Here is a 24,696-nt window from a genome sequence, read left to right as displayed (position 1 = left end):
TCAGTCACACGGCATCAGGTGTTCAGGCCCAGCACGTCGTACATGTCGAACAGCCCGGTCGCCTTGTCGGCCAGGAAGCGCGACGCGCGCAGCGAGCCTTGCGCATAGCCGGCGCGGCTGCTGGACTTGTGGCTGATCTCGATGCGTTCGCCCGTGCCGGCGAACAGCACGGTGTGGTCGCCGATGATGTCGCCGCCACGGATGGTGGCAAAGCCGATCGTCGACGGATCGCGTTCGCCGGTCACGCCTTCGCGGCCGTACACGGCGCATTCCTTCAGGTCGCGGCCCAGTGCGTCGGCGATCACCTCGCCCATCTTCAGCGCGGTGCCGGACGGCGCATCGACCTTGTGGCGATGGTGCGCCTCGATGATTTCGATGTCGTAGCCGGTGGAGAGGCTTTTCGCGGCCAGTTCCAGCAGCTTCAGCGTGACGTTGACGCCCACGCTCATGTTCGGCGCGAACACGATCGCCGTCTTTTCGGCGGCGGCCTTCAGCGCGGCCTTGCCCGCATCGTCGAAGCCGGTGGTGCCGATCACCAGCTTGATGCCGTGCGCGGCGCAGTATTCGGCATGCTGCAGCGTGCCTTCGGGACGGGTGAAGTCGATCAGCACGTCCGCGCCGCGCAGGCCTTCGGCCAGGTCCGCGGTGACGATCGCGCCGGATGCCTTGCCGAGGAACGCCGCTGCATCCTGGCCCAGGCCGTCGCTGCCGGCGATGCCGAGCGCGCCGGACAGACGCAGGTCATCCGCATTCAGCACGGCTTCCACCAGCATGCGGCCCATGCGGCCGCCGGCACCGGCGATGGCGATGTTCAGTGTGGTCATGTGTAAATCCTGAGGTTGTTCTTGTATTGTTCTTGCGGGTTCGTTCGATCGCCGGCTCGGGCGCCCGCGCGATCGCTTGCCTGGTCGCCTGCCTGAGCGCTTGCCTGAGCGCTTACTGCCCGGAAGGCGGCGTGCTGATTTCAACCGGGTTACGGTTGCCGGAATCCTGGCCGCTCGGCAGCGGCGCGCGCGCGGCGGCCGGCTGGTTTTCGCTGTTGCGCTTCTCGTCCTTCTGGAATTTCCTGATCGGACCGGCGATGCGGGCAATGTACTCGCGCTCGGTCGGCAGTTCGCCGCCTTCGAAGCGTTCCAGCTTGCCTTCCTTGTCGAAATGCAGCACCACGCTGCTCGTCGTCAACTCGCCGTCGCCGCGGGCAAAGCGGAACGGATAGTCCCAGCGGTTCTCGTGGAAGATGTCGTTCAGCAGCGGCGAGCCCATGACGAAGCGTACCTGGTCGCGCGTCATGCCCGGCTTCAGCTGCCCCAGCATTTCCTTCGAGACGAAGTTGCCTTGCTGGATATCGGGGCGGTATGGCGAGAAGAACCACATGAAGCGCTGGATCTGCGACGCCTTGGTTGTCACCGCGCCCTGCGCCGGATCGACGACCGGATTCGCCTGCTGAGCCACCTGCGCGCCCTCCTTCGGTCCCAGCACGGTCTTGCCGGCACAACCGCCCAGTGCAAGCGCCACGCAGGCCGCTGCTGCAAACAGGGGCAAGCGGGATTTCCGCTGATTCATTTCAGGCAAGCCAGCAGGCAGGACAGACGATGGTGACGCTTGGGTGACGCGCATATGTGACCTCAAATCGATTGAGCGGAAGTGCCGAAACGCTATATCATAAAGCACTCTAGCCCAAACCGACCACCGAACATGAGTAACAGCCCCACCGACCTGAAGGCCAGCGGCCTGAAGGCCACCCTGCCGCGCCTGAAGATCCTCGACATTTTTCAGAACAGTTCCGTGCGCCACCTGACGGCCGAAGATGTCTACAAGATCCTGCTGGCCGACAATATGGACGTCGGTCTCGCCACCGTTTATCGCGTGCTGACGCAATTCGAACAGGCTGGCCTGTTGAACCGCAACCATTTTGAAAGCGGCAAGGCGATCTTCGAATTGAACGAGGGTTCCCACCATGACCACCTGGTGTGCCTCGATTGCGGCCGCGTCGAGGAATTCGTCGACGAGGAAATCGAAGCCCGCCAGCAGCGCATCGCCGTTGAACGCGGCTTCAAGATCGCCGAGCATGCGCTGGCGATCTATGGAAGTTGCACGAAAGACAAGTGCCCGCACCGGCACTGAACGCTTGAAGCACTGAACGCTTGATAGCAAACGGCCCGCAAGGGCCGTTTTTATCATGCGGCGCGACTATGGACCGGGGACAGACCCCAAGCAAGCAAAACCGGGGGCGAAGCAGGGGTTTCGAGGAACCTGTTCCTCGCCTGCGTAGCGGGTGATGGCATGCATGCCATCACACTGCCCAGTCCCCTCCGCCAACAACTTTAGGGCCGTTTTTATTTCATGAACCCTGGCTCAGTGCATTCGACAGCAGCCGCGACGTGATGTCCACGATCGGGATCACCCGCTCATAGGCCATCCGGGTCGGACCGATCACGCCGAGCGTGCCGACGATCCGCCCGTTGGCTTGGTACGGTGCCGTGACCACGCTCATCTCGTCCAGCGGCACCAGCGTCGATTCGCCGCCGATGAAGATCTGCACGCCGGACGCCTTCGACGACACGTCCAGCAACTGCATCAGTCCCGTCTTCTGCTCGAACATGTCGAACATCTGGCGCAGCGACGTCATGTTCGATGACAGGTCGCTGACCGACAGCAGGTTGCGCTCGCCGGAAATCACCATGTCGTCGCCGGTATCGGCCATCGCTTCGCTGCCCGCCTCCACCGCCGCCTGCATCAGGCGGCCCATGTCGTCGCGCAACTGGCGCAGTTCGCCCTGCATGCGGGTGCGCACTTCGTCGAACGCGAGGCCGCTGTAGTGCTGGTTGATGAAGTTGGCCGATTGCTGCAACTGGGACGGCGTGTAGTCGACATCCGTCAGCAGCAGCCGGTTCTGCACGTCGCCACCGGGCGCGACGATCACCAGCAGGATCCGTTTCTCGCCCAGGCGCAGGAATTCGATCTGCCGGAACACCGATTCACGGCGCGGACTCATCACCACGCCGGCGAACTGGGACAGCGACGACAGCATCTGCGCCGCATTGGCGATCAGCTTCTGCGGCGGTTGCGACGGCGCGCGCAGCCGGGATTCGACGGCGCGCTCGTCCATCGGCTGCACGGTCAGCAGCGTGTCGACGAAGATGCGGTAGCCGCGCGGCGTGGGCACGCGCCCGGCGGAGGTATGCGGGCTGGCGACATAACCGAGCTCTTCCAGGTCCGCCATGATGTTGCGAATCGTGGCCGGCGACAGGTCAAGGCCGGAAATCTTCGACAGCGCGCGCGAGCCGACGGGCTGTCCGTCGGCGATATAGCGCTCTACGAGGGCTTTGAGCAGGGTTTGGGCACGGGTATCGAGTTGCATGATCAATTCACAGGCTAGGCAATCATTATGCACCGCGGGGCGCGTGCCGGGAATTCAATCGGCTAACTGTTGTTCCAGCCACGCAATCAGCTCGCCCACGTCGCGGCAAATCGCATCGGGCACGATGCCCGCTTCCAGGTGGGCCGTACTGCCGGTGCGGTTCATCCACACCGCCTTCAGGCCCGCCTTTTGCGCACCTTCCACGTCGAGGCGCAGGTCGTCGCCCACGTACACGGTTTCGTGCGGGGCCACGCCGAGCGCTTCGCATGCCGCCAGGAAGATGTCGGGATCCGGTTTCGCCTTGCCGAAACGGCTGGCCGCCAGCGATACCTTGAAATGGTGGGCAAGACCGATGACTTCAAGATCGGCGTTGCCGTTCGAAACCGATCCCAGCGTGACCTTCTCGGCCAGCCGCTGCAGGCCGGGCAGCACGTCCTGGTACAGCTTGACGGTATTGCGCGCCGCCGTGAAGTGCGTGATCGCCCCATCGAGCCGGGCCAGGTCTTCGCCCACGTGGTTGAACGCCGCTTCGAGCGCGGCGCGGCGCAGGCCGATCAGGTCGAGATGATGCTCCGGTTTTTCGGCCAGCAGCGCCATGCGGCGGTCCCGCAACTCTTCGATCGTGAAGGTCTGCGCCACCTTCGGCGCGTGCTCGGCAAGCCAGGCATGCAAGGCCAGTTCCGCTTCGGCGATCACCGGGCCGATCGGCCACAGCGTATCGTCCAGGTCGAACAGGATGGCTTTGGGTCGTGCGATGTCGTTCATGGCGCCATTGTCGCATGGCCGGGGACGAAAGGCCCGGCACACTGTCCCATTGCTATTTGGTTGGTGCTAAATTAACGAACTGTCATCGCTCCGGGGTCATCATGCGTCTCCTGCCACCACGCTTTACCCGTCCTGTCTTCGCTTCGCTTGCAGCCGCCATCCTGGCCGGCTGTGCCACCGCGCCACTGCCGCCCGACGTGCTGTCGACCTGGGTGGTACTGGGCGAGGAAGGCGCCGCCACGGCGCGTGTGATCACCGTGGCGGCGGCCTGCCCGACGCTGGACGTGGATGGCCGGCCGGTGCCGATGGCGGTACGCGCCGCGCCCGCCACGATCGCGCAGCGGTCCACCGCATCGAGCCCGGAGGATTCGAAGCCATCGGCGTTCCCGGTGCTGGCGTGCGAAGCGCCGCTGCCGGCGGGCACGCAGAAAGCGGCACTGGCCGGCATCGAACTGCCGCTGCCGCGGCACGAGGCGCGCCGCATCGTCGTCATCGGCGATACGGGCTGCCGGCTGAAGAAGGCCGACCATGCCTGGCAGGCCTGCAACGATCCCGAGCAATTCCCGTTCGCCGGCGTGACGGCCGCCGCGGCCCGCTGGCGACCCGATCTGGTGATCCACGTGGGCGATTACCACTATCGGGAAAACCCCTGCCCGGACGGCAACGCGGGCTGCGCCGGCAGCCCGTGGGGTTATGGCTGGGATACCTGGCGCGAAGACTTCTTCCGCCCCGCCGAACCGCTGCTGCGCGCCGCGCCCTGGGTCATGGTGCGGGGTAACCATGAAAGCTGCGCGCGGGCCGGCCAGGGCTGGTGGCGCTTCCTCGACCCGCGCCCGCTGCAGGCCGGGCGCGACTGCAATGCGCAGGGCGACGACGCCACCGGCGACTACAGCGATCCGTATGCGGTGCCGCTGGGCGGCGACGCGCAACTGATCGTGGTGGATACGGCCGCCACGTCATGGCGGGGCCTGAAGCCGGGCGACACCGGCTTCGACCGCTACCGCGATGCCTATGCGCAGGCCGAGGCGCTGTCGCGGCGCACCACGTGGAACCTGCTGGCGAACCACCACCCCGTGCTCGGCTTCGGTGCCGGCCTCGACAAGGCCAGCCAGGTCCGCCTGGAGCTGGGCGACGCGGGCCTGCAGCAAAGCTTCGGTTCGGTCAACCCGATGCTGCTGCCGCCGCGCGTGCAGGCGCTGCTGTCCGGCCACGTGCACATGTGGCAACAGGTCAGCTTCAGGACGGATCATCCAAGCCAGTTCGTGGCCGGCTTTTCCGGCACGCAGGAAGACGTGGTGCCGCTGCCGGACGACGTCTCCACCGTGCAGCCCGCGCCCGGCGCCGAGATCGCACAGTTCAGCGCATGGCAGGGCGGCTTCGGCTTCATGACGATGGAGCGCACCGGGCCGGACACCTGGCAGGTAACGGTACACGACCGTGGCGGCCAGGTACGCAACCGTTGCCTGCTGAAGGGCCGCACGTCGTCGTGCGCCATCGGGCGCGTGCCGTGACAGCGCGGCCGGGAGACACGGTCTTGACACAGGTCGTTACACTGATTTAGCGCGCCGGGTGTTTCCAAATGAACTAAAATAGGCGCCGCTTCCGGCTCAGTACGCGCCGCTTCCGGCCCGGCCGCGTTGCCCTTCGGCGCAGTGGCGCCGCTGCCGGTTCCGCCGCCGCCCGGCATTCGCCCCGATCAATTTGGAGATGGTTATTGTTATGAAGAGTATGTATGCGCGCGCAACCGCCGGCGTGCTGTGCGCCGCGATGCTGGCCGGCTGCGGCGGCGACGACAACGGCAACCTGACGCTGCTGGTGACCGTCAATGGCCTCGCCAAGCCGGGCCTGGTGTTGAAGAATGGCGACCAGACCGTGTCGGTACCGGTAGGGTCCAACCAGGTGTATTTCCCCAACCTGATCGCCGAGGATTCGACGATCAACATCGAGATCGTGACCCAGCCCACGGCCGCGGTCTGCACCGTGGATGAAGCGTCCGGCAGGAACGTGTCAGCCAACTACTACACCGCGCTGCGGCCGCAGGTGTATTGCGTCACCAACAGCTACAAGCTGGGCGGCACCGTGACCGGCCTGACGCAGGACCAGCTGGTCTTGGCTATGGGCAATGTCACCGCGACGATCCGCCCCGAAACGGGCAACAGCTTCGTCTTCCCGACCAACGTATTCGACGGCGCCAACTACGGCGTGACGGTGCTGCAGCAACCCGAAGGGCTGACCTGCACCGTGGACAACCCCACCGGCACGATGCCGTCGGGCGACAAACTGAACCTCGCGGTCTCGTGCGTTCCGCGCGCTTCCTGACACACCGCTTCTGGAGAATTTGATGAAAGCAACATACCTTGGCACGGCGGTGCTGGCGGCGGCACTGGCACTGGCCGGCTGCGGCGGCAAGTCGGAATTCACGATCACCGGCGGCTTCTATGACTCGCTGGGCAATCTCGTGCCCCTGAAAAACCCGGGCCTGGTGCTGGCCAACGGCGACGACGAGATTTCCGTCCCGGTCGGCACGACCACGTTCAGCTTCCCGAAAACGGTCGAATACGGCAACAACTACAACGTGGTGGTCAAGACCCAGCCGCAGCACATGACCTGCTCCCCGCAGAGCTCGGCTGGTGTCGCCGGCCGCATGGAATCGGTTGCCGTGGCGCTCAGCTGCACGCAGAACACCTACTCGGTCGTGGTGGCTGTCAAGGGTCTGACGGAAGCAGCCGCTACCGACGCCAGGCTGCAGCTGATCAACGGTTCGACCGTCCAGGAAGTGACGGCCGCCGCCGCGGGAACCAGCTTCGGCGGCATCCCGGTGGGCTCGTCCTACGGCATCACGATCTTCCAGCAGCCGCTCAACCAGACCTGCACGATCGCCAACGGTGCCGGCATCATGGGCGATGCCGACCGCGCCGATACGCTCGTTACGTGCACGAAAAACCCGTGATATTCACCAGTGGAATGATGGGCATTCTGAAAATAAAGTAGATTGATATGCGGCAGCGCATCATAATCACTCCCGTCTCCTCCACTTCTTTCTGAGAATTGGATTTAGCCGGCTCCCTGAGCCGGCTTTTTTTTGTCCGCAGTTCTACCCTTCTTTTCGTTCAGCAGGCATGCAAGCTGTGCGCGCGTCGCCGGATACCGTTGACCTGGGGCGCCAGCGCGAATTCGACCAGGCTGCCGGCATCGCCGATGTAGCTGTTTAAGAACAACACCGGTGACAGACACCAGTTTTTTTGAAACATTTCTTCAACACCGGTGACAGACACCAGGTTTTTTGAAACCTTTCTTAGAAAAAGAAACCGCCGGCACCTTGCGGTAACCGGCGGCGGTTGGCGTCAGGCGGCGATCAGAACTTGTACGCCAGCCCGATGTTGTAGCGCCGGCCGTACTCCATCACGTTCTGCACGTACTGGTTGCCGCCCTGCTTGTGGATCACCCGCTGGTTGGTGATGTTGTCCAGGCCCAGGTGCAGCTGCAGCTGCGGCGTCAGGTACTTCGAGATGTTGGCGGAGACGTAGGTTTCCTCGTCGTTCTCGACCAGGTAGCCGGCGGTCCAGCGCGGCATGCGCACGAACGGGCTGTGGTAGTTGGCCTGCAGCCGTGCCTCGAAGCCGTTTTTCTCGTACCACAGCGTGACGCCGCCATTACGCCGCATCAGGCCCACCATCGGGAAGTCGCCGGCGGTGAATTCCTTGATGCTGCTTTCGTTGTACGAGAAATTGGCCGCCACGCCGAGGCCGTCGAACGGTGCCGGCAGCATCGTGAACGCCTGCTGGTAAGCCAGCTCCACGCCGCGCACATAGCCGCCGTCGCCGTTGATCGAGCGGGTGATCGTGGCCTGGCGGCCGTCGATCGTGGTGTCGTCGGTGGTGATGCCGATGTAGCTGCCCACCTTCTTGTAGAACAGGCCGGCCGACAGCAGCGAGCCTTTCTCGAAGTACCACTGGTACGCCAGGTCGGCCTGGTTGGCCATCATCGGCAGCAGGCCAGGGTTGCCGGCGCTGCCCGTCAGCGGCTGGTTCGAACCGGGCGTGGTGTCGATGGAGAGCTGGCGCGAGGCGCGCATCTCGTCCATCGGCGCGCGCGACATCGCACGGGCCAGGCTGAAGCGCACCTGGTGCTCCTGCGCCTGGTCCAGGTTGAGGATCAGGTTGGCGCTGGGCAGTGCCTTGGTGTACGAGGCGCCGCCTTCGGCCGCCGTCGGCGCCGCACCGTTGCGCGATTCCATGCCATAGCCGGTCTGCTTCGTGTGCACCACGCGCAGGCCCACGTTGCCGCGGTATTTCAGGCCGAACATCTCGCCGTCCAGGTCGCCCTGCGCATACACGGCGCTGCTGCGCTCCTTCACGCGCCAGCCGGCCAGCAGGTCGGTCGCGGTCTGCGTGCGGCCGTCCGGCGACAGCGCGCCGGCGCCGAACAGCGAACCCACGATGCCGTTGAAATCGTTCAGCATCAGCGCCGGGAAATACTCGTCCGCGCGGATCGTCTCGAATGCCGACGCAGGCAGCGAGGTGGCCGTGGCGGGCAGGTTCCAGGTCGTCTGGTGGAACGATTTTTCACGGTCGGAGAAACGCGCGCCGAACTTGATGCGGCTGACCGGGCCCAGTTCGACCGGGCGCCAGGCCGACAGTTGCGCGGAGTTCAGCTTGTCGTCGACATGGCCGTCGGCATCGATGTACAGCGCCGGGGCGCCGAAGATGGCCGCATTGCCGGTATCCTGCGTGAACGAATAGGATTGCTGCTCGTTGCCCGTGAAGGACCAGCTCAGCGTGCCCGGGGCGCTGGTCTGGCGCACGTCAGCCCACTGGCTGTCGCGGTCGGCACGCGAGACGGCGACGTCGGCATCGATCTTCCAGTCGCCCACGTTGAACTTGCCGTTCAGGCCGCCGGCGAAATTGCTCATGTTCTGGAACCAGCGCGTGCTGTGCGTCGAGACGGTGACGTCGCGCACGGTGGCGCCCACCACGTAGCCGTCGCGGATGTCGAGATTCGAGAAGTTTGGCGTCTGCCAGCCATCCCAGTTGCCGACGTCGCCGGTCCAGTGCTGCACGCTCGGCTCGTGGATCTTGTTCTTGGCGTAGTACACGTCCGCCGTGATCTGCGCATCCGGGCTCAGTTTCCATTCGACCTTGCCCAGCACGCTGGCGCGCTCGTTGGTGCCGCGCTTGATCTCGTCCTCGAAGCCCCATGGCGTCTTGTCGACGCGGCCGTCGCCGTTCATGTCCACGGAATGGTCTTCGTTGAAGGCCCAGTGGTTCTTGCGCTTCTCGATCGATGGCTGCTTCTGGTAGCTGGCCGCCAGGGCCACGCCGACACTGCCGCCGGCCAGCTGGTCGATATAGATGCCGCCCAGGCGCGGGCGCCATGCCTTCGCATCCACGTCATTTGCCAGCGGGTAATACAGCGCATCGGCCTTGACGGAGATTTGCCGGCCCTTGTATTTCAGCGGCTGCACGGTCTGCAGGTCGATCGACGTGGCCACGCCGCCTTCGACCAGATCGGCGTTCTGCGTCTTGTAGACCACCGCGCCCGACAGCGATTCGGACGGGAACTGCTCGAAACGCACCGCCCGGTTCGGCTCGGACGACGCCAGCTCGCGGCCATTCAGCGTGGCGCCGATGAAGCGCTCGCCCATGCCGCGCGCGACGATCTGGCTGGCATTGCCGCGATCCAGGCCGGCGGCCAGGCCCGGCAGGCGGGCCAGCGATTCGGCGATCGTCGTATCGGGCAGCTTGCCGATGTCTTCCGACGACACCACCTCCACGATGCTGTTGGAATTTTCCTTGACGGACAGGGCGCTGCGGACCGATGCGCGAATACCGGTCACAGTGACCTGCTGGACGGCGGTATCGCCGCTGGCCGCTGCGCCCTGCTGGGGTGCTTCCTGTGCAAAAGCGGTGGACGTCGTGGCAACCGCGGCGGGGACGAGGAACAGTGCGCGGACCAGCGCGCCGATGGGGGTGAGCTTCATGGAGTCTCCGTATCGTTATTATCGAAAAGTGCCGCCGGCCCGCCGCGCAGGCCGATCGATCAACTTCGTGATAAAAATTCTATGTGGCTGAAATGGTTATCAGCCAATGAAGAATTTCCGAAGACGTATATGAAAAAGATATACATCGGCGCGGATGACGGCCAAGTCCTTGTATCGAGAAGGAAAATAGCCGCTTGCAAGGCGCCGGGGAAATGCTGTTACTTTGCTCACTGCGTTGCGCGATTGTAACGAAGTGGCGTCGAAGCTTGCCTTCCGGTTACCGAGGCACTTGCTGGGGCGTTGGTTGGCCCAGCTGCTCGACTGGTTTGAGGCTGTTGGCCAGCGCCACGTAGGCCTCCATCGGCACCGTCTCCGGACGGGTGCCCGGATCGATGCCGGCGTCGACGATCTGCTGCTCGGTAAACATGCCGGCCAGGCAGTTGCGGATCACCTTGCGGCGCTGCGAGAACGCCTTCGCCACCACCGCTTCCAGCGTCGGCAGGTCGCACGGCAGCGGCTCGGCGATGGGGACCATCCGCACGATCGCCGACTCCACCTTCGGCGGCGGATCGAACGCTTCCGGCGGCACGACGAACATCAGCGCCATGCGGTAGCGCCACTGCAGCATCACCGACAGCCGGCCATACGCCTTCGTGCCCGGCTCGGCGACCATGCGTTCGACGACTTCCTTCTGCAGCATGAAGTGCTGGTCTTCGACGTGCGGCGCGAACTCGGCCAGGTGGAACAGCAGCGGGCTGGAAATGTTGTACGGCAGGTTGCCGACGACACGCAGCTTGCGCCCTTCCGGCACCGGAATCGCGCCAAAGTCGAACTTCAGCGCATCGCCCGAGTGGATCGTCAGCTTCTCGCGCGGAAAGCGCTTTTCCAGGCGCGCGACGAGGTCGCGGTCCAGCTCCACCACGTGCATGTGCGGCAGCGACTTCAGCAGCAGATCCGTCATCGCCGCCAGGCCGGGACCGATCTCCACCATCGTGTCGCCGGGCACGGGCGCGATGGCCTCGATGATGTCGCCGAGAACGCGATCATCCTGCAAAAAATTCTGGCCGAAGCGCTTGCGGGCAATATGTTTCATGTTGTTTTTTCTACTACGGGGACAGTCCCCGATTTTCAGCAACAAAGCAAAGAATAGTTGGACTTCGCATGAGACCAGGCCAGCGACGCGGCCAAACACTTGAAGTCGTGGAATTTTGCACGGTTTGTTGCCAAAAATCGGGGACAGTCCCCAGTTTTGGGAAATATTTCCTGAAAAATGGGGCACGCCGGCGCGCCGTACCGCCCCATTTTTCGGGAAACTAGTTACCGCGGCTGGCGTTGGCCATGTCGAGCGCGGCGCTGATGGCTTGTTCCATGCTGCCGCACTCGGCATGGCCGAGGCCGCGGGCGGCCAGGTCCAGGGCGGTGCCGTGGTCGACCGACGTGCGGATCAGCGGCAGGCCGAGCGTGACGTTGATGCCGCGGCCGAACGTGGCGTATTTCAGCACCGGCAGGCCCTGGTCGTGGTACATCGCCAGCACGCAGTCGGCATCCTGCAGGTACTTCGGCTGGAACAGCGTGTCGGCCGGATACGGGCCGCGCGCATCGATGCCGCGTGCCCGTGCCGCTTCCAGCGCGGGCGCGATGACGTCGATCTCCTCGCGGCCCAGGTAGCCGTTCTCGCCCGCATGCGGGTTCAGGCCGGTAACGAGGATGCGCGGCGCGGCAATGCCGAATTTCGATTTCAGGTCGCGATCGATGATGTCCAGCGTGGTGCCCAGGCCGGCGATCGTCAGCGCCGCCGGCACATCCTTCAGCGCCAGGTGGGTCGTTGCCAGCGCCACGCGCAATTGGGCAAGCCCGGGAATTCCCTGCGGTTCGCCGGCCAGCATCATCACCACCTGCGCGGTGCCGGTGCGGTCGGCGAAGTATTCGGTATGGCCGGAAAACGCCACGCCGGCATCGTTGATCGTGCTTTTCTGCAGCGGCGCCGTGGCCACCGCCTCGAACCAGCCGGCCTTGACGCCTTCGATCGACGCATCGAGCGTGGCCAGCACGGCGCGGCCGTTCTCGCTGTCGAGCTTGCCCGGCACCACGTGCGCGGCCAGCGGGATGTCGATCACGGCCAGCCGGTCAGGCCCGAAGTGCGGCAGGCCGCCGTTGCGCACCGCCATCAGCGACAGCGCGCTGACGCGGATGTCCGGATCGATCGCGTGCGCCGTCATCGCGAGGAAGGCGGCGTCGCCCAGCAGCACGCAGTTGACACGCTCGCGCATCGCCCACGCGGCGCGGATCGAGATCTCGGGACCGATGCCGGCCGGTTCGCCGGTGGTGATCGCGATCGCGGGACGGGCACCCGGGCGGCGCGCTGGCAAGATGACGCTCATGGGCCGCCTTACTTCGCGGCTTCGGCGCGCAGGTCTTCGCTGCGGTACTCCACGTAGGCGCGGTCACGCACCTCGCGCTGGAAATCTTCCGCCGCCTCGACCATCTTCCGCTCGCGCAGCGCCATGCGCGCCTCGTTGCGTTTCTTTTCCTTCGACATGTCTTCGGACTTGCGCTCCACCACCTGGATCAGGTGGTAGCCGAACGCCGTCTCGACCGGGCCCGATACTTCACCCGGCTTCAGCTCGTTCATGGCCTTCTCGAATTCCGGCAGCGTGTCGCCCGGATACAGCCAGCCCAGGTCGCCGCCCTTCTTGCCCGATTCGTCGGTCGAATACAGCCGCGCCAGTTCCTCGAAGGTGGAGGCCTTGCTGTCCAGCCGCGCCTTCATCTCGGCCAGCTTGCGCTTGGCGTCTTCGGCACTGGTCGCCGGCGTCACCTTCAGCAGGATGTGCCGCGCGTGCGTCTGCTCCACGGCCGCTTCGGCCTGCGCCTGGGCCAGCGTGCGCTTGTCCACCAGCTTCAGGATGTGGAAGCCGGTCGCGCTGCGGATGATCGACGTGACCTGCCCCGGCTGCAGCTTTTCCAGCGCCTGGGCGAACACCGGCGGAATCCGGTCGGCCGGGCGCCAGCCCACGGCGCCGCCCTGCAGCGCGTCGGCCGCATCGGAATACGTGGCCGCCACCTTGGCGAAGTCGCCGCCGGTGCGCAGCTGGCGCATCACGTCCTCGGCACGCTGCTGGCGCTGGGCGATCACTTCCGGCGAGGCGTTCTCGGGGATGCGCACCATGATCTGCGAGATGTTCAGCTCCTGCTGCTCGGCGGCCGCCGCTTCCTGCGCGGCCAGGAAGCTGTCCACTTCCCCTTCCGAAATCTGGATCTTGGCATCCACCTCGTGCTCGCGCAGGCGGGTGGTGATGATCTCCTCGCGGATCTCTTCGCGGAAATTGGCGAACGACGTGCCATCCTTCTCGATCTGGTCGCGCAGCTGCTGTACCGACAGCTTCTGCTGTTCGGCGATGCGGGCGATCGCGCGGTCGAGCATCGTGTCGTCCACGCGCACGCCCATTTCCTTGGCCATCTGCAGCTGGGCGCGCTCGACGATCATGCGCTCCAGGATCTGCCGCTGCAGCGCGGCGTTGTCCGGCAACTGCACGTTCTGCTGCTTCATCCGCTGCACGATGACGCCGACGCGCTCGGCCAGTTCGCGGCGCGTGATGACGTCGTCGTTGACGACCACGGCGATCGAATCGATTTCGGGATTCCTGGACTGACCCGGCGGCGTGAAGCCCGTCGTCGGCTGCGCGGCCGCGGCGGCCGGCGCGGCGGCCTTGGCAGGATCGGCTGGCTTCGCGTCCTGCGCCGCGGCCACGCCGCCGGCAGTCATGGCGCACAACAGCAGGGTTGCGAGGGTGATCGGGTGCTTACTGAACATATTGCAAACGCTTTTCAGGTCAGGTGGAAAATGGTGAAGGATAGCAGGTGCATGCCGCGAAAAGTGTAACAGCAAGTGACGGCGACTACGTCGCCGTCAGCGGCCTGGCCTCAGCGGCGATAGCCCGGGTTCAGCTGCTGGTAACCCGGGATGCTGTTTTTCAGTACCTCCAGCGGGTTGCCGATGCCGAACTTGGACAGGCCGTTCAGCTCGAGCTGGAAGAACACCTGCGTCGACGTTTTATTGGTCGTCGTCACGAAGCGCTGCGCGCCCATGCGGAACACCCAGCAGTCGCAGTTGTATTCGAGGCCGATCAGGCTTTCCAGGATCCGGTGATCCTGCAGCGAATAGCTCATGCGGCCGACGCCGAACCAGCGGTTCGTGATCGGCCACTGGGTGGAAAAGTCCACGTTCTTGAAACTGTCGCGCAGGAAGCGGTAGCCGGCGTTGAACACCTTGCGCTGGCCCGGCTGGTACTGCACGTTCAGGTTCGAGCTGACCACGCGCTTGTCGCCCTGGTTGTACTGCACCGCGCTGTCCACGCCCCAGGTGTCGGAAATGCGCCCGGCGGCGGCCAGCAGCAGGTCGGAACGGCCGGTGCTGACGGGCTCCGAACTGGTCAGCTGCACGCGCTGGTCGTTGAAGTAGAAGCGCTGGCCGAAGGCCAGGCGCAGGCGCTCGGCGCCGGACTCCTCGAGGAAGCGCGAAACGACCGCCGCCGTCACCTGGTTAGCATCGCCGACCCGGTCCGAGCCCACGAAGCGGTTCTCGGAGAACAGCTGGGTGAAGTTGAACGTGGCATCGGCCGTGTCGAACACGGGAATGTCGGTCTGGTCGCGGTACGGCGTGTAGACATAGAACAGCCGCGGTTCCAGCGTCTGCGTGACGGCGCGGCCGAACAGCTTCGTATTGCGTTCGAACTCCAGGCCGGAATCCAGCGAGAACGTGGGGATCGCCTTCGTGACCGAGCGGGATTCCTCGCCGGCGAACCTGTCGAGCTGGTAGGCGCTGGCACTGAGCATCAGCTTCGGCGTAATGAAGTAACTGGGGCTGATGATCGGGTAGCTGATCTGCGGCTGCACCACGATGCGGTCGCCGTTGATCTTCGCATCGTTCACGCAGGCGATGCCGCCGATATTGGCGCCCGGGCAGATGGTCTCGGTCGCGTAGTGGAAGCGGGTCGCCTCGGCATCCACCGACCAGTCGAAGCCGCCGATATCGTACTGGCCGGCGCGGAAGTTCACCGCCGGCAGGCGGTCGTACGGGCGCGCCGTGACGGACGCCGTATCCGGGTCCTGCAGCACCTGGTACTTCTGCACGCGGGCCGTCAGGCTCCAGATCTCGCCGCGGTAGTCGGTACGCGCTTCCTTCAGCAGCTGGCGCTCGGCGCTGCCGGCCACGGTTTTCGAGAAGTCGGTCGGGTAGTTTTCGTCCGACGCGGCGCGCACGTTCCAGCCATACGACCAGTCCTTGGCCAGCTCCTGCGAGTGCGACGACTGGATCTGCCAGCGGTCGATGCCTTTTTCCTTGTCGTTGCGCAGGTACTCGACGAAGGTGCGGCCTTCGTAGCTGCCGGCGGCGGTCTCGCCGATGTAGCGGCCCACGGCGCCCATCTGCAGGCCGCGCCGGCTGATGTAGTGCGGCGACACCGTCAGGTCGCGGTTCGGCGCGATGTTGAAGTAATACGGCAGCGTCAGTTCCGCTCCGCCGCGCGAGGAAAACCCGGGCACGGCAGGCAGCCAGCCGGAGCGCCGTTCACCGGACAGCGAGAACGAGATGCCCGGCGTGCCGATCAGCGGCACATCCTTGAAGTAGACGACGGTGCCGCTGGCCAGGCCCACGTCGCGGCCCTGGTCCAGCGTCAGCGTACTGGACCGCACGTACCAGTCCGGGTTCGGCCCTTCGCAGGTGCTGTAGGTGCCGTTGACCACCTTGGCACGCTCCTCGGAAAGGAAGTCGATGCGCTGGGCCTTGCCCTGCGCATTGTTCATTTCCAGCTTGTAGGTGGGCTGCAGCATGTAACCCACGCCGGTCTCGGTATTGATGCGGAATTCGTCGGCCGTGTAATAGTCGCCGAAGCGCCACAGGCGCACATTGCTCTTCGCCTCCAGTTCGGATTCGACCTGGCGGTAGCAGGCGGCATCGGCCGTCACGCGCATCTTGTCCTGCACCACTTCCACATCGCGGGTCAGGATCAGTTCCCGTTCGGGCCGGCCGGTGATTTCCTCGGCATGGATCGTGACCGGCGCATCCGGATCTTCCGCACGGGGCACGCCCGCGCCGGCAGTAACGCCAGAACCGGGCTGGGTCTGGGGCTGGGCATGGGCCTGTGCCGCGCAGGCGGCGATCAGGGCGGAGATGGCATACGCCCAACGTTTCTTGAAGGGTGGGGCCAGGCTCATGGAAGGCAGGATACGCGAAGCACTATAAAGAACACCATGCAGGCGATTTTTTGATTTGAATCCCTTATTATATGGGATTCCTTTGTCAACATCCGGTTTGCTCGGGCCGTACTTCATGTCTTTATTGCATACTCCATTGAACAACCCATCATCCAGCGGCGCGCACGACGGTGCACAAAACGGCGCCGCCGCGAATGGCGACGCGCGCCTGCTTCAACTGAAAACCTGGCTGCAGGGGCTCGGCATCGTGGACGCCGCTTCGGCCCGTCCCGCATCGGCCGACGCCAGCTTCCGCCGCTATTTCCGGCTCGACGTGCTGCCGGACGCGCAGGCGCGCCTTGGCGTCAACTTCGGTGCCACGCTGGTGGCGATGGACGCCCCGCCGGAGCGCGAGAATACCGCAGCGTTCGTGAAAGTGGATGCACTGCTGGCCGACGCCGGCGTTTCCGTGCCGGCGATCCATGCGCAAGACCTCGACCAGGGCTTCCTGCTGCTGTCCGACCTGGGCACCACCACCTACCTGCAGGCGCTGAACCACGACAATGCCGCCACGCTGTATGCCGAGGCGCTGTCCGCGCTGGTCGAGATCCAGCTGCGCAGCCAGCCCGGCGTGCTGCCCGAATTCGACCGCGCCTTCATGCTGCGCGAACTGAACATCTTCCCCGAGTGGTACATCGGCAAGCACCTGAACGCCACCCTCACCGAGGCGCAATCGGCCACGCTGCAGAAGGTGTTCGACCACATCATCGCCACCTGCCTGGCGCAGCCGCAGGTGTTCATGCACCGCGACTACCACTCGCGCAACCTGATGTGGATGGACGAGAAAAACCCCGGCATCCTCGATTTCCAGGATGCCGTGTACGGTCCGATCACGTACGACGCGGCCTCGCTGCTGCGCGACGCCTACGTGTCGTGGGACGAGGAACTGGTGCTCGACTGGATCATCCGCTACTGGCAGCACGCGAAGGCGGCCGGCCTGCCCGTCAACAAGGATTTCGACGCGTTCTACAGGGACTTCGAATACATGGCCCTGCAGCGCCACCTGAAGATCCTCGGCCTGTTCTGCCGCCTGAACTACCGCGATGGCAAGCCGCAGTACCTGGGCGACCTGCCGACGGTGATGGAGTACGTTCGCCATACCGCCAACCGCTACCGCGAGCTGAAGCCGCTGGTCAAGCTGCTGGACGATCTCGAAAACCGCCAGCCCGCCGTCGGCTACACGTTCTGAGGCTGCCATGAAAGCCATGATCTTCGCCGCCGGCCGCGGCGAGCGTATGCGCCCGCTGACGGACACCTGCCCGAAGCCGCTGCTGAAGGTGCGCGGCCGGCCCCTGGTCGAGTGGCACGTGCTGAACCTGGTGCGTGCCGGGATCACCGAGATCGTCATCAATCACGCCCATCTCGGCCACATGATCGAGCAATACCTGGGCGACGGCAGCCGCTTCGGCGCCACCATCCGGTACTCCGCCGAGCGGGAAGCGCTGGAAACCGCCGGCGGCATAGCCAACGCGCGGCATTTGCTGGGCGAGGAGCCCTTCCTGGCGATTTCCGGCGACATCTGGTGCCCGCACTTCGACTTCGGCGAAGTGGGGGATGTATTGCACGACAACGACCTGTGGGGAAAACCGCACGCCATCGAAGCGCGCGACATCGCCTGGATCTGGCTCGTCAAGAATCCGTCGTTCCACCCGAAGGGCGACTTCGGCCTGAACATGTACACGGTATCGAATCCCGCCCCGGACACCGGCGAACCGACATGGACGTTCGCGAACATCGGCGTCTACCGTCCGGAAATGTTCGACGGCATCCAGCCCGGCCAGCATGCCGGCCTGGGCAAGCTGCTGCGCGAGTACGCGGCCAAGGGCCAGCTGGGCGGCGAAGTCTATGAAGGCGACTGGGACAATATCGGCACGCCCGCGCAGCTCGAGGGGCTGAACGCGGCGTTCGGAGCGAAGCGGCCATGAGCGATGCGGCGGGCAAGTTCGCCGCACGGCGCGCCGCCCTGCTGGCGCGGCTGGAGCCGGGCAGCGTGGTCGTTCTCGCCACCGCGCCGGAAAGCGTGCGCAATGGCGACAGCGATTATCCGTACCGCCACGACAGCAGCTTTTATTACCTGACCGGTTTTCCCGAGCCGGAAAGCGCGCTGGCCATGGTTGCCGCGTCCGGCGGGCAGCCGGCACGCGCCATCCTGTTCTGCCGCGAGAAGAATGTCGATCGCGAGATCTGGGATGGCCTGCGCTACGGGCCCGAAGCGGCGCAGGCCGAATTCGGTGTCGATGCCGCCTGGCCGATCGCCCTGCTCGATGAAAAAATGGCGGAACTGCTGGCCGGCGCGCCCGCGCTGTACTGCCGCCTGGCACGCGACAAAGGACTGGACGGCCAATTGCGGCGCTGGTTCGACACCGTGCGGGCCAGGGGCCGTACCGGCATCACCGCCCCGCCCGCGTTGCGCGACCTGGCGCCGCTGGTCGACGAGATGCGCGTCGTCAAGGATGCCGGCGAACAGGCCATCATGGCCCGCGCCGGCCAGATCTCGGCCGCGGCACACCGCCGCGCGATGCGGGCCGCGCGCGCCGGCGTGTTCGAATACGCGCTGGAAGCGGAACTGCTGTACGAGTTCCGCAGGAACGGCGCGCAATTTCCGGCCTACACGCCGATCGTCGCTTCCGGCGCCAACAGCTGCATCCTGCACTACAACAGCAACGACCGGCAGACGCGCGACGGCGACCTGGTGCTGATCGACGCCGGCTGCGAGCTCGATGGCTATGCATCCGACATCACGCGCACCTTTCCCGTCAACGGGCGCTTCACCGCGCCGCAGCGCGAACTGTACGAGATCGTGCTGGCTGCCCAGGCCGCGGCCTTCGACGCGATCCGGCCGGGCAACACGTTCCACGCCGCGCACGATGCCGCCGTGCGCGTGCTGGCGCAGGGCATGCTCGATACGGGCCTGCTGAACCGCGATACCGCGGGCAGCCTGGACGACGTGATCGCCAACAAGGCCTACACCGCCTTCTACATGCACGGCACCAGCCACTGGCTGGGCATGGACGTGCACGACACGGGCGCCTACCGCCTGACCGATCACCCGGACAAGCCGTCGCGCCCGCTCGCCGAGGGCATGGTGCTGACGGTGGAACCGGGCATCTACGTGCGCCCGGCGCCGGGCGTGCCGGAACAGTACTGGAACATCGGCATCCGCATCGAGGACGACGTGGTGGTGGCCGGCGGCGCGCCGCGCGTGCTGACCGGCGACGTGCCGAAGTCGGTGGACGACATCGAACGGCTGATGGCGGAGGAATCATGAGCGAATACCAGGTTACCGACTACGACGTGGCGATCTGCGGCGCCGGTCCGGCCGGCATGGCACTGGCGGCCCTGCTGGCGCAACGCGGCATGGCACCGTCGCGCATCGCGCTGGTCGACGCGAAACCGCTGGACGCGGCGCGCGACGACCCGCGCACGCTGGCGCTCTCCTGGGGCAGCCGGCAGATCCTCGGGCAGGTCGGCGCCTGGCCGGTGCCGGCCACCGAAATCCATGAAATCCACGTGTCGCGCAAGGGCGCATTCGGCCGCAGCATGATCACGCGCGACGAACACCGTGTGCCGGCACTGGGCTACGTGACGCGCTACGGCGATATCGTGACGGTACTGGCGGGCGTGATCGAACGCCTGGGCATCGTCTCGCTGCGGCCGGCGCGCGTGACCGGGCTGGAAGAAACGCCCGGCGGCGTGCGCCTGGCGGTGGACGACGGCCGCACGGGTGAGCGCATGATTCTGGCCGCGATCGCGGTGCAGGCCGAGGGCGGCCTGTTCGGCGCGCAGGCGGACAAGCAGACAATGCGCGACTACGGCCAGACCGCCATCATCGCCCAGGTGGAAGCCAGCGCGCCGATCGCCCACCGCGCCTACGAGCGCTTTACCGACGAAGGTCCGCTGGCGATGCTGCCGCAGGGGGAGGGTTACTCCATGGTCTGGTGCGTGCGGCCGGAAACGGCGCAGGAACTGCTGTCGCTGGCCGACGCCGCCTTCCTGGCGCGGCTGAACGCCACGTTCGGCGAGCGGCTCGGCCGCTTCACGCACGCTACCCGGCGCCTCGCCTTCCCGCTCGGCCTGAACGCCGGCGTGAACGGCACCGCGCGCACCACGGCGATCGGCAACGCGGCGCAGACGCTGCACCCGGTCGCCGGCCAGGGGCTGAACCTGGGCCTGCGCGACGCCACCGTGCTGGCCCGGCTGCTGGCACGCGGCGCCACGCCCGACAACCTCGCCGAATTCGCCACGCTGCGCCGGCAGGACCGCGACGCCACGGTGCGGCTGACCGACACGATGGCACGCATCTTCGCCAACACCTCGCCGCTGCAGCCGGCCCTCGGCCTGTCGCTGGCCGCCATCGACCTGTTCGGCCCCGCGCGCTCCGTGCTGGCCGAGCTGATGATGTACGGCCGGCGGTAATTGTTGCTAATACGCTTGGTGTCTAACACTATTTCCCGCAGGGAAATAGTGTCAGACACCGGTTCTTCCTATTGCTTGTGCAGATTCGCGTATTTCAACCCGAAATACAGGATGAACGCATAACACGCCGCCGGCACCACGAACGACAGCTGCACGCCCGCCGTATCGGCCAGCGCGCCCTGCGCGAACGGCACCAGCGCACCGCCGACGATGGCCATGCACAGCAGCCCGGAAGCCTGGCCGGTCTGCCTGCCGAGACCGTGCAGCGCCATGCTGAAGATGGTCGGGAACATGATGGAGTTGCACAGCCCGACGGCCAGGATGGCCACCATCGCCACCGTGCCGCTGCCGCCGACCGCGATGGCGATCAGCGCGATGCTGGCGGCGGCGTTGAACGCCAGCGCCTTGCCCGGGCTGACCTTGCGCATCACGGCGAAGCCGATGAAGCGGCCCACCATCGCACCGCCCCAGTACAGGCTGACGTAGTGGGCGGCCTGCGCGGCCGTCATGCCGCCGATCTCCGGGTCCTCCAGGAAGTTGATCAGGAAGCTGCCGATCGACACCTCGCCGCCGACGTACAGGAAGATGCCCAGCGTGCCCAGCACCAGGTGCCTGTGGGCGAACAGGTCGCCGAAGCGGCCGGCGGACTCGCCGTCGGCCGCCGCATCACCAGCTGAAGCATCAATCTTCGGCAGCCGGGCCAGCGCGAACAGCACGGCCAGCAACAGCAGCGCACCAGCCAGCACCAGGTATGGCCCCTGCACGCTGGCCGCTTCCCGCGCCCGGTACGCCAGCTGCTCCGCGGCCGGCAGCGCGGCCAGCTGCTCGGCGCCCAGCATGCCGCCGGACAGGATCAGCATGCCGCCCAGCGCCGGCGCCACCGTCGTGCCCAGCGAGTTGAACGCCTGCGTCAGCGTCAGCCGGCTCGATGCGGTGCGCGGATCGCCCAGCACCGTGACGTACGGATTGGCGGCCACCTGCAGCACGGTGATGCCGCCGGCCAGCACGAAGAACGCGAACAGGAACACGCCATAGCCGGAGGTGGCGGCCGGATAAAACAGCGCGCAGCCGATCGCCGCGACGACCAGGCCGGCGACCGCGCCGCGCTGGTAGCCGAGCCGCCGGATCAGCATCCCGGCCGGCACCGACACCAGCAGGTAGGCGCCGAAGAAGCAGAACTGCACCAGCATCGCCTGCACGTAGGTCAGCGTATAGACCGCCTTCAGGTGCGGGATCAGCACGTCGTTCATCGACGTCAGCAGGCCCCACATGAAGAACAGGATCGTGACGATGACCAGCGGGGCCGTGTTGTTGCCGGAAGCGTTCGTGCCGCCGGCGTCGGGCGCGAGCGCCGCCTGGGAATGATGTTGCATGGCTACTCCTTGTCGGGACTGTCGGCTATGGGACTGTCGGCTATGGGACTGCCGTTTATTTCAAGCAGGCGACGGCATCCGCGTCGGCACCGGCCCCGCCGACGACCTGGATATTGGCGAACGCCGCCACCAGGCCGCCCTGCGCGTTCACGCGAAACGGCGTGTCCACCTTGCCCAGGTCCGCGCCCTTGAAGCACGCCAGCGGAATCTTGACGGTCTTCTTGCCCTGCCCCGCCAGCCGCGTGAATTCGCCGGCCAGGTCCACGGACGAAGTGCCGATCGAGACCAGCACCGGCCCCTGCGGAGCCGCCGTGACGATCGTGTCGAACGCCAGCGCCCCATCCTTGGTGGCGTACGCCGGCAAGGCGCGTGGCGCCGCGGCGCGGGCCTCGATGGTGCCCGGCCCCATCCATGTCACCTTCCTGGCATCCTGCTGGGTATTGACCTGGGCGACTTCCACCTTCAGCGTGGGCAGCGCATGCGTCGCGTTCAGGTCCGCGCCGAGCGCCTTGTTCTCGCCGCCGCTTTGCACATACAGGGGGAACGTGGCGCGGTCCGACTGGTTGAAGACGGGGAACGCATTGGTCTTGCCGCAAGGCGCGGTGCTGTTGTCCTCGGCCAGCCTGCCGACTTTTTTCGCCTTGCCATACTCCAGCCCATAACCGTAGGCGAACAGCGGCGCATAGTTCTTGTCGCCCACGTTCAACGGTGCCTGGCACGGGTTCTTCGGCCATGAGAACGACAGCTTGCCGGTGAACGGCACATTCACCTTGCCGTCGGCGCCGCGCAGCAGCACGTCGGCCACGCCCTTGCCTTCGGAGCCCGGCAGCCAGGCCGCCACGAAGCTGTCCGACAGGTTCAGCAGGTCGTTCGCATACAGCGGCCGGCCCGTGACGAAGACGGTCACCACCGGCTTGCCCTTGCCGGCCACGGCTTTCAGCACGGCCAGGTCTTCCGGGTAGCGGCCGCTGTGGCGCAGGTTGCCGGCCGGGCCGATGTCGCCGTCGCCTTCCGCATACGGGCCTTCGCCGATCACCGCCACCACCACGTCGTAGTCGGCAACGTTGATGCCCGCGGCGTCCGCGCTGAACGTCACGTTCGGCGCCGCTTCCTTCAGGCCGGCCAGGATCGTGTCGCCGTTCGGAAAATCGCTGTTTTTGTTGTCGGTGCCCTGCCATGTCAGCGTCCAGCCGCCGCTCTGGTTCGCCATGCTGTCGGCGCTCTTGCCGACGACGAGGATTTTCCGGTCCCGCGCCAGCGGCAGGACGTTGCCATCGTTCTTCAGCAGCACCAGCGATTCCTGCACCAGCTTGCGGGCCAGTTCGCGCGCCTGCATCGATTCCATCTTGCCGGCATGGGCCGATGCCGACGGCTTCTGCAGGTTGGCGCGCAGTTTGACGCGCAGGATGCGCGTCACGGCATCGTCGATGCGCGCCATCGGGATCGCGCCCTCCTTCACCTGCTGCACCGTGTTGGCGATGAAGCTCTTCCAGTCGTCCGGCACCATCACCATGTCGATGCCGGCATTGATCGCCTGCGGGCAGCTGTCGTTGCGGCAGCCGGGCACTTCGGCGATGCCGTTCCAGTCGGTGACGACGAAGCCGTCGAAGCCCATCTTCTGCTTCAGCACGTCCGTCAGCAATTCCTTGTTGCCGTGCATCTTGCCATAGGTCTTCCCGGCGGCGACATCGGTCCAGCTGTTGTACGACGCCATCACGGTCTGCGCACCCGCTTCCAGCGCGGGATAGTAGCCGGCCATGTGGATGTTCATCATGTCGGCCTTCGTGGCCTGGTTGACGCCGCGGTCCTTGCCCTGGTCTGTGCCGCCGTCCCCCACGTAATGCTTGGCCGTGGCGACGACGCTGGCGTCATCCTTCAGCGATCCCTGCAAGCCTTTCACATACGCGCCGGCATAGTCGGCAACGATCGCTGGATCCTCGGAAAAGCTTTCGTAGGTGCGGCCCCAGCGATCGTCGCGCACCACCGCCAGCGTGGGGGCGAATACCCAGTTGATGCCGGTGGCGCGTACCGCCTTGCCGACCGCCGCCGCCATCTCGCCGACACGCTTCGCATCGCGCGCGGCACCGAGGCCGATGTTATGCGGGAACAGCGTCGCACCCAGCACATTGCTGTTGCCGTGCATGGCGTCGATGCCCCATATCACCGGGATCCTGTGCCGCATGTCGGTCGCCATCGATGCGTCGTAGAACGCATCGGCCAGCTTGACCCAGTCGGCCGGCGTGGCGTACTTGCTGCCGTTCGGCCAGCTGCCGCCGCCGTTCAGCACCGAGCCCAGGTAGTACTTGCGCACGTCGTCCGGCTTCGTGGTCTTGATCTCGGACTGCGTCATCTGGCCCACTTTCTGTTCCAGCGTCATGCCGGCCACGATCTCCCTGATACGCGCTTCCAGCGCAGCATCGGGTGCCACGGCGCTCTTCAGCCGCGGCCAGTCCGATAGCGGAGCTTTTGATGCGGGGGCGGCCATGGCACTGGCGGCAAGCAGCTGCACGGCGGCAGCAAGGAGGGTCAGGCGTCGGTTCATCGTA

General features: G+C 65.8%; 20 protein-coding genes. 8 read left to right on the top strand and 12 right to left on the bottom strand.

The genetic code is table 11. The features are described 5' to 3' along the window. Window positions 1–14: 14 nt before the first annotated feature. Together dapB and FHS02_RS05680 are read right to left on the bottom strand one after the other, a co-directional pair. Window positions 15–824, bottom strand: a complete 810-nt coding sequence (dapB, locus tag FHS02_RS05685) for a 4-hydroxy-tetrahydrodipicolinate reductase (RefSeq protein ID WP_137314952.1) — start codon at window positions 822–824, stop codon at window positions 15–17. A gap of 112 nt (window positions 825–936) precedes the next feature. Beyond that, window positions 937–1,542, bottom strand: coding sequence for an outer membrane protein assembly factor BamE (locus FHS02_RS05680; protein WP_371861408.1), 606 nt, complete (start codon window positions 1,540–1,542; stop codon window positions 937–939). 153 nt (window positions 1,543–1,695) lie between these two features. Here FHS02_RS05680 and fur point away from each other — a divergent pair, with 153 nt between their 5' ends. Then, a complete protein-coding gene (gene fur / locus FHS02_RS05675) occupies window positions 1,696–2,124 on the top strand; it encodes a ferric iron uptake transcriptional regulator (protein WP_137314954.1) in 429 nt (142 codons plus the stop codon). 217 nt (window positions 2,125–2,341) lie between these two features. On the opposite strand, the gene hrcA is transcribed toward fur, so the two are convergent. Further along, the gene (gene hrcA / locus FHS02_RS05670) at window positions 2,342–3,361 is read right to left on the bottom strand and encodes a heat-inducible transcriptional repressor HrcA (protein ID WP_175424853.1); all 1,020 of its coding nucleotides are present in this window, start codon (window positions 3,359–3,361) and stop codon (window positions 2,342–2,344) included. A 54-nt stretch (window positions 3,362–3,415) separates the two neighbouring features. Continuing rightward, the gene (locus FHS02_RS05665; protein WP_137314956.1) at window positions 3,416–4,126 is read right to left on the bottom strand and encodes an HAD family hydrolase; all 711 of its coding nucleotides are present in this window, start codon (window positions 4,124–4,126) and stop codon (window positions 3,416–3,418) included. 101 nt (window positions 4,127–4,227) lie between these two features. Here FHS02_RS05665 and FHS02_RS05660 point away from each other — a divergent pair, with 101 nt between their 5' ends. The 3 genes from FHS02_RS05660 (at window position 4,228) to FHS02_RS05650 (ending at window position 7,076) form a co-directional block, all read left to right on the top strand. Next, window positions 4,228–5,637, top strand: a complete 1,410-nt coding sequence (locus FHS02_RS05660) for a metallophosphoesterase family protein (RefSeq protein ID WP_137314957.1) — start codon at window positions 4,228–4,230, stop codon at window positions 5,635–5,637. A 208-nt stretch (window positions 5,638–5,845) separates the two neighbouring features. After that, window positions 5,846–6,445 carry a hypothetical protein gene (locus FHS02_RS05655; protein WP_137314958.1) on the top strand — a complete coding sequence of 200 codons (600 nt, stop codon included), beginning with the start codon at window positions 5,846–5,848 and terminating at the stop codon, window positions 6,443–6,445. A 22-nt stretch (window positions 6,446–6,467) separates the two neighbouring features. Beyond that, window positions 6,468–7,076, top strand: a complete 609-nt coding sequence (locus tag FHS02_RS05650) for a hypothetical protein (protein WP_137314959.1) — start codon at window positions 6,468–6,470, stop codon at window positions 7,074–7,076. A 160-nt stretch (window positions 7,077–7,236) separates the two neighbouring features. Here FHS02_RS05650 and FHS02_RS05645 read toward each other — a convergent pair whose 3' ends face one another. The 6 genes from FHS02_RS05645 to FHS02_RS05620 all read right to left on the bottom strand — a co-directional run bounded on the left by FHS02_RS05645 (window position 7,237) and on the right by FHS02_RS05620 (window position 16,322). Beyond that, window positions 7,237–7,401 (bottom strand): hypothetical protein, encoded by a 165-nt coding sequence (locus FHS02_RS05645; RefSeq protein ID WP_175424854.1) that lies wholly within the window; start codon window positions 7,399–7,401, stop codon window positions 7,237–7,239. 80 nt (window positions 7,402–7,481) lie between these two features. Then, window positions 7,482–10,106: a TonB-dependent receptor gene (locus FHS02_RS05640; protein ID WP_137314960.1), complete on the bottom strand. Its 2,625-nt coding sequence runs from the start codon at window positions 10,104–10,106 to the stop codon at window positions 7,482–7,484. A 277-nt stretch (window positions 10,107–10,383) separates the two neighbouring features. Continuing rightward, window positions 10,384–11,199: a 16S rRNA (adenine(1518)-N(6)/adenine(1519)-N(6))-dimethyltransferase RsmA gene (gene rsmA / locus FHS02_RS05635; protein ID WP_137314961.1), complete on the bottom strand. Its 816-nt coding sequence runs from the start codon at window positions 11,197–11,199 to the stop codon at window positions 10,384–10,386. 220 nt (window positions 11,200–11,419) lie between these two features. Continuing rightward, entirely contained in the window at window positions 11,420–12,487 is a 1,068-nt protein-coding gene (gene pdxA / locus FHS02_RS05630) for a 4-hydroxythreonine-4-phosphate dehydrogenase PdxA (protein ID WP_137314962.1), read from the bottom strand. A gap of 8 nt (window positions 12,488–12,495) precedes the next feature. Next, window positions 12,496–13,920, bottom strand: coding sequence for a peptidylprolyl isomerase (locus FHS02_RS05625; protein WP_137314963.1), 1,425 nt, complete (start codon window positions 13,918–13,920; stop codon window positions 12,496–12,498). 110 nt (window positions 13,921–14,030) lie between these two features. Beyond that, entirely contained in the window at window positions 14,031–16,322 is a 2,292-nt protein-coding gene (locus FHS02_RS05620; RefSeq protein ID WP_137314964.1) for an LPS-assembly protein LptD, read from the bottom strand. A 136-nt stretch (window positions 16,323–16,458) separates the two neighbouring features. Between FHS02_RS05620 and FHS02_RS05615 the strand changes: the two genes are divergently transcribed. Genes FHS02_RS05615 through FHS02_RS05600 form a run of 4 tightly spaced genes read left to right on the top strand, consistent with a single transcriptional unit; the run spans window position 16,459 to window position 20,777 of the window. Further along, the gene (locus tag FHS02_RS05615) at window positions 16,459–17,550 is read left to right on the top strand and encodes an aminoglycoside phosphotransferase family protein (RefSeq protein ID WP_371861409.1); all 1,092 of its coding nucleotides are present in this window, start codon (window positions 16,459–16,461) and stop codon (window positions 17,548–17,550) included. Between the two features lie 7 nt (window positions 17,551–17,557). Next, complete coding sequence (gene murU / locus FHS02_RS05610; protein WP_137314966.1) at window positions 17,558–18,286, top strand: N-acetylmuramate alpha-1-phosphate uridylyltransferase MurU; 729 nt, start codon at window positions 17,558–17,560, stop codon at window positions 18,284–18,286. Further along, window positions 18,283–19,629, top strand: a complete 1,347-nt coding sequence (pepP, locus tag FHS02_RS05605; RefSeq protein WP_137314967.1) for a Xaa-Pro aminopeptidase — start codon at window positions 18,283–18,285, stop codon at window positions 19,627–19,629. Before murU ends, pepP begins: the two co-directional genes overlap by 4 nt. Beyond that, a complete protein-coding gene (locus tag FHS02_RS05600) occupies window positions 19,626–20,777 on the top strand; it encodes an FAD-dependent monooxygenase (protein ID WP_137314968.1) in 1,152 nt (383 codons plus the stop codon). The genes pepP and FHS02_RS05600 overlap by 4 nt, the downstream gene beginning before the upstream one ends. Window positions 20,778–20,845: 68 nt before the next feature. Here the strand turns inward: FHS02_RS05600 and FHS02_RS05595 are convergent, their stop codons facing one another. Continuing rightward, window positions 20,846–22,150, bottom strand: a complete 1,305-nt coding sequence (locus tag FHS02_RS05595) for a sugar MFS transporter (RefSeq protein WP_137314969.1) — start codon at window positions 22,148–22,150, stop codon at window positions 20,846–20,848. Window positions 22,151–22,205: 55 nt separating this feature from the next. Then, entirely contained in the window at window positions 22,206–24,692 is a 2,487-nt protein-coding gene (locus tag FHS02_RS05590; protein ID WP_137314970.1) for a glycoside hydrolase family 3 protein, read from the bottom strand. Between the last annotated feature and the right edge of the window lie 4 nt (window positions 24,693–24,696).

The sequence above is a fragment of the Pseudoduganella umbonata genome (assembly GCF_014192225.1).
Lineage (GTDB): Bacteria > Pseudomonadota > Gammaproteobacteria > Burkholderiales > Burkholderiaceae_D > Rugamonas > Rugamonas umbonata.
This window is presented reverse-complemented; position numbering and strand designations above follow the sequence as displayed.